The organism is Mesorhizobium sp. f-mel (assembly GCF_053850215.1).
In genome coordinates, this window is record NZ_JBSPTO010000019.1 from 46,118 (window position 1) to 64,148 (window position 18,031).

Sequence of the window (18,031 nt, forward strand, 5' to 3'; positions counted from 1 at the left end):
TTTCGGGGAGAGGCATATGGCGGAACAGGTCGCGACCGGTTCGAGGAGCGGATTGCGATCGGCTTTGCCCCTGCTTCTGCCCGCTTATCTGTGGCTGACGGTGGCGATCTTCCTGCCGCTGGCGGCCATGGTCTTCTTCTCCTCCATGACCGAGCTGCCGCTGTCGGGGAAGGCGTGGTCGTTCACGCTGGAGAACTACGCCACCTTCTTCTCAGAGCGGCTGTATTTGACGCTGCTGCTGGCGTCGCTCAGGCTCGGGCTTGAGGTGACCCTGTGGTGCGTCGTCATCGGCTTTCCCGCAGCCTATGTGCTGGCCAAGGTGCTGAAAGGGCGCAGCCGCGAGGCGATCTTCCTGCTCGTCATCCTGCCGTTCTGGTCGAACGGGCTGGTGCGCATCTTCTCCTGGGCGATGGTGCTGCGCGAGGGCGGCATTCTCGACACCGCGCTCAACGCCGTGCTGCCGTTCAAGATCAACATCGACCTGATGTATTCGTATCCGGCCGTCGTCATCGGGCTGGTGCATTCCTACGTGCCCTACATGGTGCTGACCTGTTACCTCACGCTGCAGGCCATCGACGACTCGCTGATCGAGGCAGGGCGCTCGCTCGGCGCCTCAAGGCTGCAGATGCTGAGGCGGGTGATCATCCCGCTGTCCATGCCGGGGCTGGTGGCGGGCGCAGCGCTGATCTTCGTGCCCGTCGTCGGCTCCTTCATGGAGCCGCGTATCCTCGGCGGGCGCACCGGTACCTTCTACGGAACGGTCATCGAGGATCAGTTCGTCGCCGTCTTCAACTGGCCGCTGGGCGCAGCGCTGTCCTTCATCCTGCTGGCCGTCGTCCTGGTCATTCTTGCGCTGACATCGCCGGTGCTCAGGAGGGCCGCCTGATGGCGACGACCCGTATCCTCGAATGGCTTGGCCGGCTCTACATCTGGCTGCTGCTCGCCTTCCTCTATCTCCCGATCGTCATCATGGCGCTGATGTCGTTCAACGTCTCGCCCTTCTACCAATTGCCGTTCGAATGGACGACTGAATGGTACGCGTCGCTGTGGCAGAACGACCAGCTGATCTCCGCAACCTCGAACAGCATAGAGATCGCCGTCATCACCACCATCCTTTGCACCGCGCTCGGCACGGCGGCGTCGCTGGCGTTCTATCGCTACGAATTTCGCGGCAAGAAATTCCTGCAAGCGCTGCTGTTTCCGCCGATCGCCATTCCGTGGCTGATCACCGGCACGGCGATGCTGATCTTCTTCTTCGGCGTCGGCATCGGGCGTGGTCTGTTCGCAATCCTGCTCGGCCATGTGGCGCTGGCGCTGCCCTATGTCATCGTCGTCGTCTCGGCACGGCTGCAGACCTTTGCGCCGGAACTGGAAGAGGCGGCGCGATCGCTCGGCGCCAACCAGTGGCAGGTGACGCGGCGCGTGACGTTGCCCTGGATCATGCCGGGCGTCATCGCCGGCGGGCTGTTCGCCTTTGCCGTATCGTTCGACCAGTTCGTGGTGTCCTACTTCCTGTCGACGCCGGGTCAGACAACCTTGCCGGTCGAGATCTACGCCGCGATCCGCAAGGGTTTCACGCCCGAGATCAACGCGGTCTCGACCATCATCATCGTCGTCTCGATGGCGCTGATGCTGCTTACGGCACGTTTCTTCAAATTCGGCGGAGAGAAATAATGGCCGGCGTTCAGGTATCGAATTTGTCGCGCAATTTCGGGGCGCACAAGGCACTGGATGACGTCTCCATCGATTTTGCCGACGGTGGTTTCTATGCACTGCTTGGGCCCTCGGGCAGCGGCAAGACCACGCTGCTGCGGCAAATCGCGGGCTTCGATTTCCCCGACTCGGGCCGCATTGCGATCGGCGGCGAGAGCGTCGAGCGGGTGCCGGTCGAGAGGCGGCGTATCGGCATGGTGTTTCAAAACTATGCGCTGTTTCCCAATATGAGCGTGGCCGACAATGTTGCCTTCGGCCTGTCGGTGCGTGGCGAAGCCAAAGCAACTATTGCAAGCGAGGTGCAGCGCGCGCTCGATCTGGTACAACTCAGCAAGCTCGGCGGCCGCCGGCCGCACCAGCTGTCCGGCGGTCAGCGCCAGCGGGTTGCGCTGGCCCGCGCCATCGTCACCAAGCCGCGTGTGCTTTTGCTCGACGAACCACTCGGCGCGCTCGACAAGGCGCTGCGGGTCGACATGCAGATCGAACTGAAGCGTATCCAGCGCGAGATCGGCATCACCACCATCTTCGTCACCCACGACCAGGAAGAAGCGCTCACGATGAGCGACCGCATCGGTATCCTGCGCGATGGCCGGCTGGTGCAGGAAGGGCCGCCGGAGGAGATCTACGACAGCCCGAAAAGCGAATTCGCCGCCACCTTCCTCGGCGATGCCAACATCTTTCGCGGCGAGACCACAGGCGTCGGTATCCGGCTGCCCGACGGCACGGCGATCGCCGCCCGGGCAGGGGCGACGCTTGCCGCCGGCGCCAAGGCCAGCTGCGCGGTGCGGCCCGAACGCATCCGCATCGCCATCGATTCCGGAAGCGCGGACCAGGCCGATGGCAATGTGCTCCGTGGCCAAGTTTCCAAGCGTATCTTCGCCGGCAACAACAGTACCTATTTCGTCGAACGCGACGGCCAGACGCTCAAGGTCATCGTGCAGAATACCGGCGCTGACAGGCTGGCGGAAGGCCAGGAGGTGCTGCTGCGCTGGTCGCCGAAGAGTACGGTGCTGATCGCCGCGAACTGATCTTGCCAGGCGGACTGCAATCAGTGAGAGCATGGTCGGGCATAGTGAGGAAAGCGGAACACCCGATGACGCTTGAATTGATGGCGGGCGACCAGTCGATGCTGCAGGGCGAGCACGGCCCGGCCGTGGCCGCAGCGATGAAGATCCTGGTCGCCTTTTCGAAGGCGGTCGGCGCGCGCAAGCTGCTGGATATTGCCGGTGCCCATATCGACGGCTGCCTCTATCACGGCCAGGCCGGTCTCGATTTCGTCGAGAGGCTGGTCGAGGGCGGTGGCAGCGTTCGGGTGCCCACCACATTGAATGTCGGTTCGTTCGACCTCATCCATCCCGGCCTGGTGAAGATGCCGGCCGCCGAAGAAGTGCCGGCGCGGCGGCTGATGAAGGCGCATCTGGAGCTCGGCTGTCAGGCGACCTTCACCTGCGCGCCCTATCAGACGCGGTTCCGGCCGGCTTTCGGCGAGCAGATCGCCTGGGGCGAGTCCAACGCCATCGTCTTTGCCAATTCGGTGATTGGAGCGCGGACCAATCGCTATGGTGATTTCATCGATTTGTGCTGCGCGATGACCGGTCGGGCGCCGGCCTGGGGGCTGCATTTGAGCGAAAACCGGCGCGGCCAGATCCTGTTCGAGCTGACCGGTTCTTTCGAGCCCACCGACGCCCTGTTCGTTGGCGTCGGGCTGATCATCGGGCAGGCGAGTGGCGACCACATCCCGGTGATATCGGGCCTGCCGCAGCCGCGCGACGAGGACCAGCTGAAGGCGCTGGGTGCGGCGGCGGCAACGACGGGCGCGGTGGCACTGTTTCATGCGGTCGGCATCACGCCGGAAGCAAAGACGCTCGACGAGGCGTTTCGCGGCAAGGCGCCGGAGGAGACGATCCGGATCTCTCGCGCCGACATCGACCATGCGCTGGCCAGGCTGTCCAGCGTCCCCGACGGTGCGCCGCTTGCGGCCGTATCGCTCGGCACGCCGCATTTTTCCCATCACGAGTGGATGCGCCTGCTGCCGATGCTGCGCCATATCGCGCCGGGCAGGGGCATCCCGATCTATGTCAACACCGGGCGCGCGACGCTGACGCGGCTTCAGGACGAGGGCGAGCTGGAGAGTGTGAAGGCGTTCAACCTCATTCCAGTGACCGATACCTGCACCTATGTCACCACCATCATCGAGCGCCTCGACGGCGTGGTGATGACCAACTCCGGCAAATGGGCGCATTACGCCCCCGGCAATATCGGCGTCTCGGTGGCGTTCGGCGAGATGGAGGACTGCATCCGCTCGGCAGCGGTCGGGCACGTCGTGAGGGGTGCGCCATGAGTGAACAGGCAAGTCGAGCCCTGAAAAGTCGAGCCCTGAACAGAGTTGGCAGTTTCCAGCTTGCCGGCGAGGCACAAGGCTCGGCGCTGGTGCTGTCGCAAGCGCTCAGTTTCTGGGGCGGCCTGGACATCGAGACGGGCGACATCATCGACCGTTCGCATCCTGGTCTTGGCCAAAATGTCGCTGCCAAGATCCTGGTGATGGGTTCCGGGCGGGGATCTTCGTCCTCGTCCTCGGTTCTGGCCGAGGCGATCCGCAGGGGCACGGCGCCGGCCGGCATTATCCTGCAGCGGCCCGACCCGATCCTGGCCGTCGGCGCCATCGTCGCCGAGTTTCTCTACGATGTCAGCATGCCGCTGGTCGTCTGCGACATATCAGGCATTGTTTCCGGCGACCGGATCGCGATCGGCCTTGGCGAGGATGCGCAAGCGATCGTGAGCAGGATCCAGCCGGCCATCGGTCCCGCCGCGCCACGTCGCCAATAGGCCGCAGCCAGCGTCTCGTCGCGGCCGAGCGTGCCGCGCCAGTGTTCGCGAACGATCCTCGCGGCAGCCGCTTCCGCCGCGAACCCAGCCGAACGCCGAACCGTTTGCATGCGGAGGAGATCCCGGTCCTCCTCGTCCCGAAGACAACAGCCCGCACGGCATCGAGCTCAAGATTACCCTGATCGCCGCAGCGCCACAACCCCACTTGCTGGCGCGGCCTTTCTTATCCAGGAACTTCCGTTCAGATCTCCGGGATGCTTTCCCTAAAGATCACCTGCAGCCTCGGCTGGTGCAACTCGTAAGGCAAGCCCCTGACCGCATGGGTCAAGGTATTGAGCGCTTCGCGGGCTTCGACGCGCGGGTTCTGGTCGATGACCGCGTCGAGCGTGCCGTCGAGCAGAAGCTCCTTGGTGCCTTCCGTCACCTCGTGGCCAAGGAACACCGTCGACAGTGCGCGCCCACGCTCCTTAAGCGCGCGAGCGATGCCGGTGTTGCCGGCACCGACATTGTAGATCGCGGCCAGGTCCGGATGCCGGTCCAGCAGGGCGGAGGCCTCCGCATAGGCCTTTTCCCGGTCGTCGAGCATCTCGCGCATCTCGACGATCTGCAGATTGGGCGATTCTTCCGTGAGGATGTGGCGGAACCCCATCTCGCGTTCCTCATGGCCGCGATAGGAGAGCGAGCCGGCGAACAGTGCGACCTTGCCCGGACGATCAGCGCCCATGAAGCGATTGAGCAAATAGCCGGCGAGGCGCCCGGCGGCGCGGTTGTCGATGCCGATATAGGCGACCCTCGGCACATGCAGGATGTCGGACGCGATGGTGACGACCTTGACGCCGCTGGCCGACAGCGAGCGGATTGCCTCACGGACGGTCGGATGGTCGAGCGCAATGACGCCGACACCTTGCGTCTGGCCGCGCAATTCCTGCAGCAGGCGGGCAAGCCGGTCGGGATTGAAGCCTTCGATCGTGGCGACGCGCACATCGAGGTCCGGCCGCGACTGCGCCTGCGCCTCGATATGCCGGTGCAGCATCTTGATGAAGGAATTGGTGCCGGCGGGCAGGGCGAAATCGAGCCGTATGACATCGCCGCGCAGCGCGTTGCGCGGGGTCGGGCTGTTCGAATTTTCCGCGATGTAGCCAAGCCGCTGCGCCGTTTCGAGTACGACTTCGCGGGTGCGCGCCCTGACCCCGGCGCGGTTGTTGAGCACACGATCGACCGTGGCGGCTGAAACGCCGGCTTCCCGGGCTATGTCTGTCAGGGTGGACCGCATAGTCGATCACCTTACTGCTAGTGCGCTACAGGCGCATCAAAACCGCGGATTAACGGATGTACGTCGGACGACGACTTCATTGCCATCCGCGATTCTGATGGGAAATGATGTATCCGGCCTTAGCCGATGCGCAAGCCGGCGCGCTACACCAAATCGTCGAGCCGGATCGAAAAGGGTAGGCGCGGCGCACGGTTCCCTCAAATTCAAGCACCGGGTACCGTAGAGTGACCTCGTTGGACTGCATTCTCTCCCCTCATTTGCGATGTTATGACGTGTTTTGAGTATCTATGATGTTGACAGCCTTCCCATAGTGTCGTCAATATCCATCATGAGGGCCGTGGAGGAACAAGGCCCCGAGGGAGGACTTCCAATGTCTGATATGATCGGCATGTCGCGGCGCCGTTTGCTGGCGTCCGGTGGAAAGGCGGCAGTGCTTGTTGCCGCCGCAGGTATCGCACCGAAATTCATTCGTCCCAGCCGCGCCTATGCGGCCGATGCGCTCGCGCCGGGCATGATCGGCGGCCCGACGGGCTTCGACGGCTCAGAGCGTTATCAGTATGGGCCTGATACGCCGGAAGGCCGCGCCATCGAGGCGGCAAAGGCGATGAAGGGCGCCGGCAAGGCGCCTGCCAAAATCGTGCTCGGCCTGTCCGACGGCTCGATCGGCCAGTTGACGCAGCCATTTCCTGCCGGCGCGCCCTCGATCAAGGACCTGTGGGAGAAGGAAACCGGCATTCCGCTCGAGATCGTCGGCGTGCCGAATGGCCAGGAGTTCACCAAGACGATGCAGGACATCTCCACCAAGAGTGGAGCCTATGATATCTACGCGGTGGAATGGAACCGTCTCGGCGATCTCGCCGAAACCGGCGGCATCCTGAAGCTCGACGACTTCGTCGCCCAGTACAAGCCGGAATGGGACGATCCCGAGCGCGGCTATGTCAACGGCGCCAAGGGCGTCTCGCTGCTCAGCCAGTATCGCGGCTCGACCTATGGCGTGTCGCTGGATGGCGATTTCCAGACCTGGGTCTACCGCACCGATCTGTTCGGCGACGCGGCCGAAAAGAAAGCGTTCTCCGACAAGCATGGCTACGAATTGGCGCCGCCGAAGACCTGGAAGCAGCATGACGAGATCGCGGCCTTCTTCCAGCGCCCGGACAAGGGCTTGTTCGGCTCAACCGATCTGCGCAACCAGGGCTGGGGCTATACCAATTGGTATCAGCGTTATGTCTCAATGGCTTCGCCCAATCAGTTCCTGTTCGACGACACCGGCAAGCCGCTGATCAATTCGGAGCAAGGCATCGCTGCGACCAACGAGTACATCGCCTCGCTGGCCCATCATTCGCCGGACGCGATCTCCTGGGGCTGGCCGGAGCAGTACGGCAATTTCGCCAAGGGCGGCGCCGCCATGACCTGCGCCTTCTCCAACCTGCCGAAATTCCTCGACAATGCCGGTAACAAGGATTCGCAGGTCACCGACAAGATCGGCTCGATGCTGCCGCCCGGCCGCGAGATCGACGGGAAGCTGATCAGCCGTTCGGTGCTGTGGCTGAACCTCTCGGCTTCGGTCTCCTCGCAGGCCAAGAATCCGGAGGCCTGTTACCTGTTCCTGCAGTGGTTGGGATCGAGCCGGATCTATGCCTGGATGACCGCCAATCCTGGCGGCTATTTCGATCCGTTCCGGCTGTCGGATTTCTCCGACCCGCTGGTCCGCCAGACCTATCACGCCTACCACATGGATGTGGTGCGCGAGACGGTCGCCCGCACCGTGCCGACCATCAACTATCCCGGCGCCACCGCCTTCCACAATGCGCTGGACGAGAACCTCGTCGCAGCACTTACCAAGGCCAAGACCGCCGAGCAGGCGATGGCCGACACCGAGGCCGAATGGAAGAAGATCGCCCGCCGCACCGGCGAGGAGAAGCTTCTCGAAGCCATCAAGACCAACAAGGAAGCTTGGCCTACTGTTCTCGATCCGGTCAGCTGATCCTGCTCCCTGAATCCGAATGGAGGGGAGGAGTGATTGCTCTTCCCCTCTGCAAACGATGACCCCAGCAAAGCGGCAAGATGAAGCGTTCCGTTCCTTTCGAAATATTCCGCTATGCAGCGATCCTTGCGGCCATGGCGGTGACGCTGGTGCCGATCCTGTGGATGGTGTCGATGGCCTTCAAGCCGATCGCCGAATGGTCGGCGACCGGCGCCCACCTGACCTGGTGGCCGAAGAACCCGACGCTCAGCAATTTCCGGTTCGTCTTCGGGGAGTCGACCAACAATCTGATCGTCGCGCTCGACCGCACCGCGCTGAAACCGATCCTGTCGTCGCTGCTGTCGGCCACCTTCGGCACGGCAATCGCCATGTCGGCCGGCACGGCAGCCGCCTACGGACTGTCGCGCTTCGGCTCGGGCCAGAATCTGCCGCTGGCGCTGATCCAGCTTCGCCTGTTTCCGCCGATGGCGGTGATGACCCCGGTCATGATCATGTGGGCTTTCCTCAACTTCACCGACAGCTGGTGGGGACTGTCGCTGATCTACGGCATCGTCACGCTGCCTTTCGCCTTCTGGCTGATGAAGACCTTCTTCGACGACATGCCGCGCGAGATCGAGGAAGCGGCGCTGGTTGAGGGCTGTTCGCGGTGGCGCGTCTTCACCCGCATCACGCTGCCGATGATGCGCGCACCGCTGGCCAGCGCCGCGCTGTTCGTCTTCATTCTCAACTGGTCGGACTATCTGATCGCGCTGCTTCTGACGACGCGCGAATGGGTGACGGTCCCCGTCTACATGGCCTCGCTGTCCTCCTCGATGACGGGACAGCTCTACGGCGCCAAGGCGGCGCTCGGTCTCATCGCCGCAGTGCCGCCTGTGATCATGGGCATCGCCATCCAGCGCCATCTGGTGCGCGGGCTGACCTTTGGGGCGCTCAAGCAATGAGCGCGGTGACTGCGACGATTTCGGAGGACGTGATGAAGGCCGTCCAGGCAAAGCCGGCCTTGCGGGACGAAGGGGCAAAGCTCGGCTTCCGGCTGACGCTGCCGGCGCAGATCCTGGTGCTGTTCATCGCCGTCTTCCCGCTGCTCATGCAGCTCTATATTAGCCTGACCGACTGGTCGCCGCTGTCCGGCCTCGGCTGGTGGAACGCCTGGTCGCTGTGGAACAATTTCGCCAACTACACCGACCTTGCCGCCGACGCGCGCTTCTGGAGCGCGCTAAAGCGCACGGCCATCGTCATGATCATCTGCGTGCCTGCGGAATTCCTGCTCGGCCTCGCGCTCGCCACGCTGTTTGCCGACGAGTTTCCGGGCAGGCGGGTATTCTATTCGATCCTGCTGATGCCGATGATGGTGGTGCCGGCGGTGGCCGGCTACATGTTCTTCATGCTGTTCCAGTCGGGCGGCCCGGTCAACGACATCCTGTCGGCGCTATCAGGCTTTCCCGTCACGATCGCCTGGCTTTCGGACCCGACGCTGGCGCTCATCGCCGTCATGGTCGCCGACATCTGGCAGTGGACACCACTGATGTTCCTCATCCTGCTTGCCGGCCTGGTCGGCGTGCCCGAGGACCAGATCAAGGCGGCGACGCTGCTCGGCGCCAATCCCTGGCAGCGCTTCGTCACCATCGTGCTGCCGAAGATGAAGACGATCATCATCATCGCGCTGGCGATCCGGGTGATCGAGAACTTCAAGATATTCGACACGCTCTACATCATGACCGGCGGCGGTCCCGGCGTCGCAACCGAGACGATCTCCGTCTACATCTACAAGCTCACCACCCAGGACCTGATCTGGGGCTATGTCGCGGCGATCGCGCTGGCCATCCTGATCGTGCTGTCCATCGCAGCGGTGTTTGCCATGAAGCGCATGGCGCGGGAGGTGCTGGCATGAGCGCCATCCATCTGCAGAATCTGGTCAAGAAGTTCGGCGACTTCACCGCGCTGAAGACGATGGATCTGGCCATCGCCGACGGCGAGTTCATGGCGCTGCTCGGGCCGTCAGGCTGCGGCAAGTCGACGACCATGAACATGATCGCCGGCATGGAGGAGCCGACCAGAGGGAAGATCCTGTTCGGCGAGCGCGACATGACCGGCGTGCCGATGGGACGGCGCGGCGTCGGCTTCGTCTTCCAGAACTACGCGATCTTCACCCATATGAGCGTGCGGCAGAACCTCGCCTACGGCCCGAAAATGCGCGGCGCGCCAAAGGCCGAGATCGACCGTCGCGTCGGAGCCATTGCCGAGATGCTGCAATTGACGCCGCTGCTCGACCGCAAGGCCGACAGGCTGTCGGTCAACATATTGCAGCGCGTGGCGATCGGCCGTTCGGCGATCATGGAGCCGGCGATCTTCCTGCTCGACGAGCCGCTGTCCAATGTCGATGCGGCCTTCCGGGCGGTGATGCGGACCGAACTGAAGCAGTTGCAGCGGCAGTTCCGGCAAACCATGGTCTATGTCACCCACGACCAGCTCGAAGCGATGACCATGGCCGACCGCATCGCGGTGATGGACCACGGCGTGCTGCAGCAGGTCGGCACGCCGCTCAAGGTCTACAACGATCCGGCCAATGTCTTCGTCGCCCGCTTCATCGGTGCGCCGGGGATGAACCTGCTCAGAGGCAGGCCGGCGGAAAGCGACCGTGGGCTGGTCGTCGATCTCGGGCCGCTCGGTGTCACGCAGCCGCTGCCGGTCGAATTTACCGCCGCTGTGCGGGGCGTGCGGAGTGAGGTGCTCTACGGCTTCCGACCGGAGCAGGTGACATTGGCCGAAAGCGGCCGCGGCCTGTCGATGCCGGTGAATTTCGTCGAGCGGATCGGCGCGCGTACCATTATCCATCTCGGCGACGGCGAGGCTGCGGTGAAGGCGGTGCTCGACAATGATGTGGGACTGTCGGTCGGGCAAACAGCTGTGATCGCACCGGCCGCGCAGTCGGTACGCGTCTTCGACGCCGCCACCGGCCTTGCCATGAAAGCGGGCTGAGACCATGGCCGATATCGTTTTCCGCAATGTGACGAAACGCTATGGCGCCACGATCGCCGTCGACGATGCCTCGTTCACGGTCAACGACAATGAGTTCTTCTGCTTCTTCGGTCCGCCGCTGTCGGGCAAGTCGACGATGCTGCGTCTGGTGCTCGGCTTGGAAACGCCTGACTCAGGCGAGATCCTGATCGGCGGCAGTCCGGTCAATACAATGTCGCCAGCCGAGCGCAACGTCGCCATGGTGTTCCAGAACCTAGCGCTGTTTCCGCATATGAGCGCGCGCGACAATGTCCGCTTCCCCTTGGTCGAACGCCGGGTCGCCGAGGCCGAAATCGAAAAGCGTGTCGCCGACGTCGCGGCCAAGCTGCATATCGGCCACATCCTGCACAAGCCGCCGGCGCAGCTTTCCGGTGGCGAGCGGCAGCGCGTTGCGATCGCCCGCGCGCTGGTGCGCGATCCCAATGCCTATCTGATGGACGATCCGATCTCGGCGCTCGACGCCAGGCTGCGCGAGGAGACGCGCGTCGAGTTGAAGCGCATCCAGCGCGAGCTCGGTAAGACGTTGATCTATGTCACCCACGACCAGGAAGAGGCGATGTCGGTTGCCGACCGCATCGCCATCCTGGAGAACGGCAGGATCAGACAGATCGGCGCGCCGGCCGAGATCTATGACCGGCCGGCGAGCACTTATGTGGCGCGGCTGCTCGGTTCGCCGATGATGAATATCTTGAAGTCGCTGCGCGGCGACGGCGGCGTCGAGGCGGCTGAAGGCGCGATCCGTATCGCGGACAAGGCTGCTCCGGCCGATGCCGTCGAAATCGGGCTCAGGCCGGAAGACATCAAGGTGCGGTCCTGGTCGGATGGGGAAATATCGGAGGGTGGAGTCTCAGACGGGCGCGCGGGCCGCCCGGCGCGAGTGTTCGAGGTCGAGCCGCTCGGCGGCTATACCGTGGTGACACTCGCTGCCGGGCAGGCGCGCCTCAGGGCACTGCTGCGCGGCCAGCCGGATATCAGGCCGGACGCGATGGTGGCGATATCCTGCGAGCCCGGCCGCGTGCATTATTTCGGGCAAAGCGGGGCAGCGCTGGGACGATGACAGCGGCCGCAAGAAACGAGCTTCGGGAGAAAGACATGACGAGCAAAGACTTCGAGCCGGACGTTAAAGTCCGCACCAGGGAGTACAAAATCGGCTGTGTCGGCGCCGGCATGATCATGGCCGAATGCCATCTTGCCGCCTACAAGGACGCCGGCTTTCCGGTGGTGGCGATCGCCTCGCGGACCAAGGCCAGTGCCGAGAAGGTCGCCAAGCGCTGGGAGATCCCGACCGTCCACGACACGCCGGAACAATTGATCGAGGACGAAAACGTCGAGATCATCGACCTTGCCTTTCCGCCGGACCAGCAGCCGGCGCTGATCCGCCATGCGCTGAAGCAGAAGCACATCAAGGCGGTCCTGGCGCAGAAGCCGCTGGCGCTGTCGCTCAAGGATGCGATCGAGTTGCGCGACGAGGCGGCCAAGGCCGGCAAGATCCTCTCGGTCAACCAGAACATGCGCTACGATCAGTCGATGCGCGTGCTGAAGCAGATCATGGACAGCGGCGCGCTCGGCGACATCGTCTTCGCCCAGATCGACATGCATGCGATCCCCCACTGGCAGACCTTCCTCAAGGACTACGACCGGCTGACGCTTGCCAATATGAGCGTCCACCATCTCGACGTGCTGCGTTTTCTGTTCGGCGATCCCGACGAGATCACGACGCTGACCCGCAAAGATCCGCGCACGCGCTTCGACCATTCGGACGGCATCACCGTTTCGACGCTGCGGTTCCCGTCCGGCGTGCTCGCCGTTTCGCTTGAGGATGTCTGGTCCGGTCCGCGCCAGGAGGGCTACAAGGACGACCAGCACATCAACTGGCGCGTCGACGGCACAAAGGGCGTCGCCAAGGGCACGATCGGCTGGCCGACGGGCGCTGCCTCGACGCTGACCTATGCTTCGACCGAGACCACCGGGGGCGAATGGATGACGCCCAACTGGGACACGATGTGGTTCCCGCATGCCTTCATCGGCGTGATGGAGCAGCTCCAGCACGCGGTGAAGACCGGCACGCCGCCGGCGCTGTCCGTCGCCGACAACGTCAAGACCATGGCGCTGATCGAAGCCGGCTATCGCTCGATCGACGAGGGCCGCACGGTCAAGCTTTCCGAAATCTCGACAAACTCAATCAACTGAATCGCTTACAGGGAGGACTTCACATCATGATGCAGGCAGGTATTTTCACGGGCTATTTCCCGTACAGCCTCAAGGAAACCGCGCAGAAGATCCGCGCGCTCGATTTCAACACGGTGCAGCTCGACCTCCATTTTAAGGATGTTGACCTGTCGGCCGGGCAGATCACCAAGGAAAAGGCCCGGACTGTTCGCGACACCTTCCGCGACCACAATCTGCCGGTGTGCTGCGTGTCAGGCTACACCAACATCATCCATCCGGACATAGGCGAGCGTGATAGGCGTGTCGGCTATCTCAAGGAGATCATCCGCAATGCGCGCAATTTCGGCTCGCCTTACGTTATCTCGGAAACCGGCACCTACAACAGCGAGTCCGATTGGGTGCATCATCCCAAGAACAAGACCGAGGAAGGGTTCGAGGAATGCCGCAAGGTCATATCAGATCTTGCCCAGACCGCATACGACCACGGCGCGGTCTTCCTGCTCGAAACCTATGTCAACAATGTCGTCGGCTCGGTCGAGGAGACGGTGAAGATGTTCGCGCAGGTCGACCATCCCGGTCTCGGCCTTTTGATGGACCCGACCAACTATTTCGAGACGCACAACATCGACAGGATGGACCAGATTCTGAACCAGGTATTCGACACGCTGACCGACAAGATCAGAATAGCCCATGCCAAGGACGTCAAGCGCTCGGGCGGTGACAAGTCGGAGAAGCACGCCGACATCGGCGACGAGGACGCGCTGGAGAGCCACACTTTCCGCGGTGTTGGCGAAATCGAGCTGCCGGCGCCAGGCCTCGGTTCGCTGAACTACGACCTCTATCTCAGGCGGCTGGCCGAAAAGCACCCGAACATCCCGGTTATCATCGAGCATCTTTCGGAAGATGACGTGCCGCGCGCCAAGAAATTCCTCGACGGCAAATTCCGCGCCAACGGACTGTGACGGCACGGTTCGGCCACCAAAAAAGGGAGGAAGAGAAATGTTGAAATTCGTGTCGAAAATCGCCGTTGCCGCGACCGTGCTCGCCGGCGTGACCATGGACTCGGCGCTGGCGCAGGATGCTCAAAAGACGTTCTACCTGCTGTCGCATGGCGGCCCATCGGATGCCTTCTGGCTCGACTGGAATGCCGGCGCCACCAAGGCCTGCGACCAGCTCAAGGTGACCTGCAATATCTCCTTCAGCGGCGGCGACATGGCGGCGCAGAAGGAAGCGTTCAACTCGGCGCTCGCCGCCAAGCCCGACGGCATCGCCACCACCTCGGCGCAGCCAGGCCTGTGGACCGAGGAGGTCAAGGCGGCCAAGGCCGCCGGCATCCCGATCGTGTTCTTCAACACCGACGATCCGGCGACCGGACGGCAGGCCTATATCGGCGCTGACCTCAAGGAGGCCGGCGCCATCTGGGCAAAATACCTGGTCGACCACAAGATGGTGAAGCAGGGCGACAAGGTGTTCCTGCCGGTCGAAGTGCCGGGAGCCAGCTACCAGCAGCTCGAGACCGAAGGCATCGCCAGCGTGTTCGATCCGCTCGGCATCAAATACGACGTCGTCGATTGCGGCACCGATCCGGCCGGTATCATCGCCAAGATGACCGACTATATGGTGGCCAACAATCCGCCGGCGATCATCGCGCTCGGCGATTCCGTGGCGGCCAGCATCAAGCGGGTGTTCGACGGCGCTAGCATTCCGGCTGGCAAAATCCCGGTCGTCGGCTGGGGCAATTCGAAGGAAACAGCCGAATCCGTCAAGGCCGGCTTCGTCAACGCAGCGGCCTGGCAGTTCCCTTCGGCACAGGGCTTCATGCCGGTTGCTTTGCTCGGGCTCGCCGCCTCGGGTGAGCCGATCGGCTACGACATCCACACGTTCAGCCTCTACGACGCCTCGAGCGTCGAACCGATCCTGAAACTCTACAACAAGTGATGGAAACTGACGTCCGCCGCGCAGGCGGCGGGCGTCACCCTGAGATATGGTCCAAGCAGTCATGACAATCGCCGCAGAAGAGGAAATGCCGCGCTCCAAACGCAGGTCGAGCCTGATCCGCTCGCCGCAATTCTCTTCGCTCGTCATCCTGATTGTCCTGCTGGCGGTGTTCGCCGTTGCCGATGCCAACTTCCTGTCGCCGCTCAACATCTCCAACATGATGGCGTTCCTGCCCGAACTCGGCATCATCGCGCTCGGCATGACGCTGCTTCTCACTGCGGGCGAGTTCGACCTTTCGGTCGGAGCCGTGTTCGGGTTGGCACCGGTCGTGGTCATGCTTCTGGTGCAGAACGGCGGGTTTGACATCGGCATCGCCCTGCTTGTCGGCCTGCTGCTCTGCATAGCGATCGGTGCGGTCAACGGGCTGATCGTCACCAAGATCGGCATCTCCTCCTTCCTGGTCACGCTGTCGATGCTGCTCGTGGTGCGCGGGGCTGCGCTCTACATCACGCAAGGCTTTCCGCTGAAATCCTGGGACCAGCCAGGCTTTTTCGTGACGCTGCTGGCCGGCAGCTTCAATATCGGAACGTTCCGTTTCTATACATCCTTGTGGTGGTTCATCGGCCTGTCGCTGCTGGCGATCTATGTCCTGCACTACGCCAAGCTCGGCAACTGGATAAGCGCCATCGGCTCGAACCGTAACGCTGCCGTGGCGCGCGGCGTGCCGGCCGATGCGGTCAAGGTCTGGCTGTTCATCCTGACGTCCGCGCTGGCCGGTCTCGCCGGCATGATCAGCGCGTTCCGCATCTCTGCCGCCTCGCCGGTGGCCGGCACCGGCTATGAACTCGAAGTGATCGCCATGGTGGTGGTCGGCGGCACGGCGCTGACCGGCGGGCGCGGCACGATCCTGGGCACGATCGTCGGCGCGCTGATGCTGCGCAGCATCCGCAACGGCATCGTGCTGATCGGCGTGCCGGGGCTCGCCTACAACATCTTCGTCGGCGTCATCATCCTTGCCATGCTCATCCTGCACGCTTTGCTGCAGAAGAACGCCGCCAGGAGCTGACATGGAAGTGCTTCGGTTGCAGAACCTGCAAAAGTCCTTCGGCAGCGTCCGCGCCCTGAAGAGCGCATCGTTCGCACTCAATGAAGGTGAAGTGGTAGCCTTGCTCGGCGACAACGGCGCCGGCAAATCCACCCTCATCAAGGCGATCTCCGGCGTGTTTCCTGTCGACCGCGGCGACATCTATGTGCGCGGCCAGAAAGTCTCGATCCGCTCGACGCGCGACGCGATGGATCTCGGCATCGAGACCATCCACCAGGACACGTCGCTGGCGCCCGACCTGAGCATCGCGCGCAATCTCTTTCTCGGTCGCGAGCCGGTCAATCTGAAATGGCTGGGCGTGTTCGCGCCGCTCGATCTCGCCAAGCTGCGCGACGCCGCCGCGGCGCTGCTGAAGCGCGTCGGCATTTCGAAAAAGCTCGACGCCGATGCGCTGGTCAGTACGCTTTCGGGCGGCGAGCGCCAGTCGATCGCCATTTCGCGGGCGATGCAGTTCGCCGCCAAGGTCATCATCCTCGATGAGCCGACCAATAATCTCGGCGTCGAGGAAACACACGGCGTGCTGCGCTTCGTCAAGGAGGTGCGCGCGGCCGGCCATTCGGTGCTTTTGATCACCCACAACATCCATCACGTCTTTCAGGTCGCCGACCGCATCATCGTAATGCGCCGCGGCGAGATCGTCGCCGAGCAGACGGTCGCCGATACCGATCTGTTGACGGTGGAAAGCATCATTACCGGCGCCGATATGTCGGCCCTGCTCAAGGAGACGAGAGCGAAGTGAAGGAACTGGCCGTCACATGGTAGAGCTTTACGGCAAGACGCTGTCGCGCCGGCAGGTTTCGGAACGGTCCGGCATGCTGTCGCAATTCGCCGGCGTGCGGCTGATGACGCTTGGCGACGGCGTGGAGCGCGGCATCCGCATGCTCGAATTCCGCACCGGCTCCGGCCTGCGTTTCACCGCGCTGGTCGATCGGGCGCTCGATATCGCCGATTGCGACTTCAAGGGCCAGGCGATCGGCTGGCATTCGCCGAGCGGCTTTCGCCATCCCGGTCTGCATGAGTACGAAGGCGAGGAGGGGCTGGCCTGGGCGCGTTCCTTCTCGGGCCTGCTGCTGACCTGCGGTCTCGACCATATATTGTTCATGAACGAGGTTCCCGCCGACAGCTACAATTATCCGCCGAAGAAAACGGTGCGCCATTCGCTGCATGGCCGCATCAGCACCATTCCGGCGCGCCTGACCGGTTACGGCGAGACCTGGGACGGCGACCGCTGCGTGCTGTGGGCCGAAGGCATCGTCCAGCAATCGACTGTGTTCGGCGAGGATTTGCATCTGCTGCGGCGGATCGAAGCCGATGTCGGCGGCAACGAGATCCGGCTTTCGGACCGGGTCGTCAATCACGGGTTCAGCCGGACGCCGCATATGTATTTCTACCACATCAATGTCAGCCATCCGGTGCTCGACGAGGGGTCTCGCTATCTGGCGCCGATCCGTGACGTTGTGTGGGCCGGGCATGCCGGCGAGCGCTACGAGGCGCAGAAGGTCGGCTACCGCACAGTGCCGGCGCCGCAATTGGGTTTCAAAGAGCAGGTCTGGCAGCACGAGCTTGGCGCTAACGGCGCCGGGGAAGTGCCGGTGGCGGTGGTCAACGACCGTCTTGGCCTTGGGCTGGAAGTCGTGACCCGCAAGGATCAGTTGCCTTGTGCCTATGAGTGGCAGAATTTCCAGGCAGGGCACTATGCGCTGGGCATCGAGCCGTCGACGCATCATGTGCTCGGCAATCTGGCGGCCCGAGAACGCGGCGAGATGATCTGGCTGGAGCATGGCGAGAGCCGCTCATACAATGCGGTGTTCCGGGTTCTCGATGGCACCGGCGACATCGCTGCCGCTGAAAGCCGGATCGCAGCGATCGCCCGGCAGCCGCAACAGGATTATCCGCTGCCGTCGGGCAATTTTCCGGTGCTCGGAGGCAGGTCGCGATGATGGCGAAGAGGATGCGAAATACCAGTTGGGAGGCTGAGTCCGGTCGGAGCGGGGAGGGCTCTCGG

The 18,031-nt window shown here is 63.2% G+C and carries 17 protein-coding genes; 16 read left to right on the forward strand and 1 reads right to left on the reverse strand.

Annotated elements, in window-relative coordinates; all coding sequences use genetic code 11:
* Positions 1-16: 16 nt before the first annotated feature.
* The 5 genes from ACWUKX_RS21410 to ACWUKX_RS21430 all read left to right on the forward strand — a co-directional run bounded on the left by ACWUKX_RS21410 (position 17) and on the right by ACWUKX_RS21430 (position 4,539).
* Positions 17-886, forward strand: coding sequence for an ABC transporter permease (locus ACWUKX_RS21410; RefSeq protein ID WP_456008833.1), 870 nt, complete (start codon positions 17-19; stop codon positions 884-886).
* Complete coding sequence (locus ACWUKX_RS21415; RefSeq protein ID WP_095518747.1) at positions 886-1,674, forward strand: ABC transporter permease; 789 nt, start codon at positions 886-888, stop codon at positions 1,672-1,674. Before ACWUKX_RS21410 ends, ACWUKX_RS21415 begins: the two co-directional genes overlap by 1 nt.
* A complete protein-coding gene (locus ACWUKX_RS21420) occupies positions 1,674-2,741 on the forward strand; it encodes an ABC transporter ATP-binding protein (RefSeq protein ID WP_029351692.1) in 1,068 nt (355 codons plus the stop codon). The genes ACWUKX_RS21415 and ACWUKX_RS21420 overlap by 1 nt, the downstream gene beginning before the upstream one ends.
* A gap of 65 nt (positions 2,742-2,806) precedes the next feature.
* The gene (locus ACWUKX_RS21425; RefSeq protein ID WP_456008834.1) at positions 2,807-4,054 is read left to right on the forward strand and encodes an aconitase X; all 1,248 of its coding nucleotides are present in this window, start codon (positions 2,807-2,809) and stop codon (positions 4,052-4,054) included.
* On the forward strand, positions 4,051-4,539 hold the full coding sequence (locus tag ACWUKX_RS21430; RefSeq protein ID WP_456008835.1) for an aconitase X swivel domain-containing protein: 489 nt from the start codon (positions 4,051-4,053) through the stop codon (positions 4,537-4,539). The genes ACWUKX_RS21425 and ACWUKX_RS21430 overlap by 4 nt, the downstream gene beginning before the upstream one ends.
* A 241-nt stretch (positions 4,540-4,780) precedes the next feature.
* On the opposite strand, the gene ACWUKX_RS21435 is transcribed toward ACWUKX_RS21430, so the two are convergent.
* A complete protein-coding gene (locus tag ACWUKX_RS21435) occupies positions 4,781-5,812 on the reverse strand; it encodes a LacI family DNA-binding transcriptional regulator (protein WP_029351687.1) in 1,032 nt (343 codons plus the stop codon).
* Positions 5,813-6,182: 370 nt separating this feature from the next.
* On the opposite strand from ACWUKX_RS21435, the gene ACWUKX_RS21440 reads away from it, so the two are divergent.
* The 11 genes from ACWUKX_RS21440 (at position 6,183) to ACWUKX_RS21490 (ending at position 17,966) form a co-directional block, all read left to right on the forward strand.
* Positions 6,183-7,796: an extracellular solute-binding protein gene (locus ACWUKX_RS21440; protein ID WP_456008836.1), complete on the forward strand. Its 1,614-nt coding sequence runs from the start codon at positions 6,183-6,185 to the stop codon at positions 7,794-7,796.
* A gap of 80 nt (positions 7,797-7,876) precedes the next feature.
* Complete coding sequence (locus ACWUKX_RS21445; RefSeq protein ID WP_456008837.1) at positions 7,877-8,737, forward strand: carbohydrate ABC transporter permease; 861 nt, start codon at positions 7,877-7,879, stop codon at positions 8,735-8,737.
* Positions 8,734-9,687 (forward strand): carbohydrate ABC transporter permease, encoded by a 954-nt coding sequence (locus ACWUKX_RS21450; protein WP_456008838.1) that lies wholly within the window; start codon positions 8,734-8,736, stop codon positions 9,685-9,687. The genes ACWUKX_RS21445 and ACWUKX_RS21450 overlap by 4 nt, the downstream gene beginning before the upstream one ends.
* A complete protein-coding gene (locus ACWUKX_RS21455; protein WP_456008839.1) occupies positions 9,684-10,775 on the forward strand; it encodes an ABC transporter ATP-binding protein in 1,092 nt (363 codons plus the stop codon). Before ACWUKX_RS21450 ends, ACWUKX_RS21455 begins: the two co-directional genes overlap by 4 nt.
* A 4-nt stretch (positions 10,776-10,779) precedes the next feature.
* On the forward strand, positions 10,780-11,871 hold the full coding sequence (locus tag ACWUKX_RS21460) for an ABC transporter ATP-binding protein (protein WP_456008840.1): 1,092 nt from the start codon (positions 10,780-10,782) through the stop codon (positions 11,869-11,871).
* Between the two features lie 35 nt (positions 11,872-11,906).
* Positions 11,907-13,004 (forward strand): Gfo/Idh/MocA family protein, encoded by a 1,098-nt coding sequence (locus tag ACWUKX_RS21465; RefSeq protein WP_456008841.1) that lies wholly within the window; start codon positions 11,907-11,909, stop codon positions 13,002-13,004.
* Positions 13,005-13,030: 26 nt separating this feature from the next.
* Positions 13,031-13,945: a sugar phosphate isomerase/epimerase family protein gene (locus ACWUKX_RS21470; protein WP_456008842.1), complete on the forward strand. Its 915-nt coding sequence runs from the start codon at positions 13,031-13,033 to the stop codon at positions 13,943-13,945.
* Positions 13,946-13,982: 37 nt separating this feature from the next.
* Positions 13,983-14,921 (forward strand): sugar ABC transporter substrate-binding protein, encoded by a 939-nt coding sequence (locus ACWUKX_RS21475; RefSeq protein ID WP_456008843.1) that lies wholly within the window; start codon positions 13,983-13,985, stop codon positions 14,919-14,921.
* A 61-nt stretch (positions 14,922-14,982) separates the two neighbouring features.
* Positions 14,983-15,987 carry an ABC transporter permease gene (locus tag ACWUKX_RS21480; protein ID WP_240992770.1) on the forward strand — a complete coding sequence of 335 codons (1,005 nt, stop codon included), beginning with the start codon at positions 14,983-14,985 and terminating at the stop codon, positions 15,985-15,987.
* A 1-nt stretch (position 15,988) separates the two neighbouring features.
* Complete coding sequence (locus tag ACWUKX_RS21485) at positions 15,989-16,765, forward strand: ATP-binding cassette domain-containing protein (RefSeq protein WP_029351672.1); 777 nt, start codon at positions 15,989-15,991, stop codon at positions 16,763-16,765.
* Positions 16,766-16,781: 16 nt separating this feature from the next.
* Positions 16,782-17,966, forward strand: coding sequence for an aldose 1-epimerase family protein (locus tag ACWUKX_RS21490; RefSeq protein ID WP_456008844.1), 1,185 nt, complete (start codon positions 16,782-16,784; stop codon positions 17,964-17,966).
* Positions 17,967-18,031 lie beyond the last annotated feature (65 nt).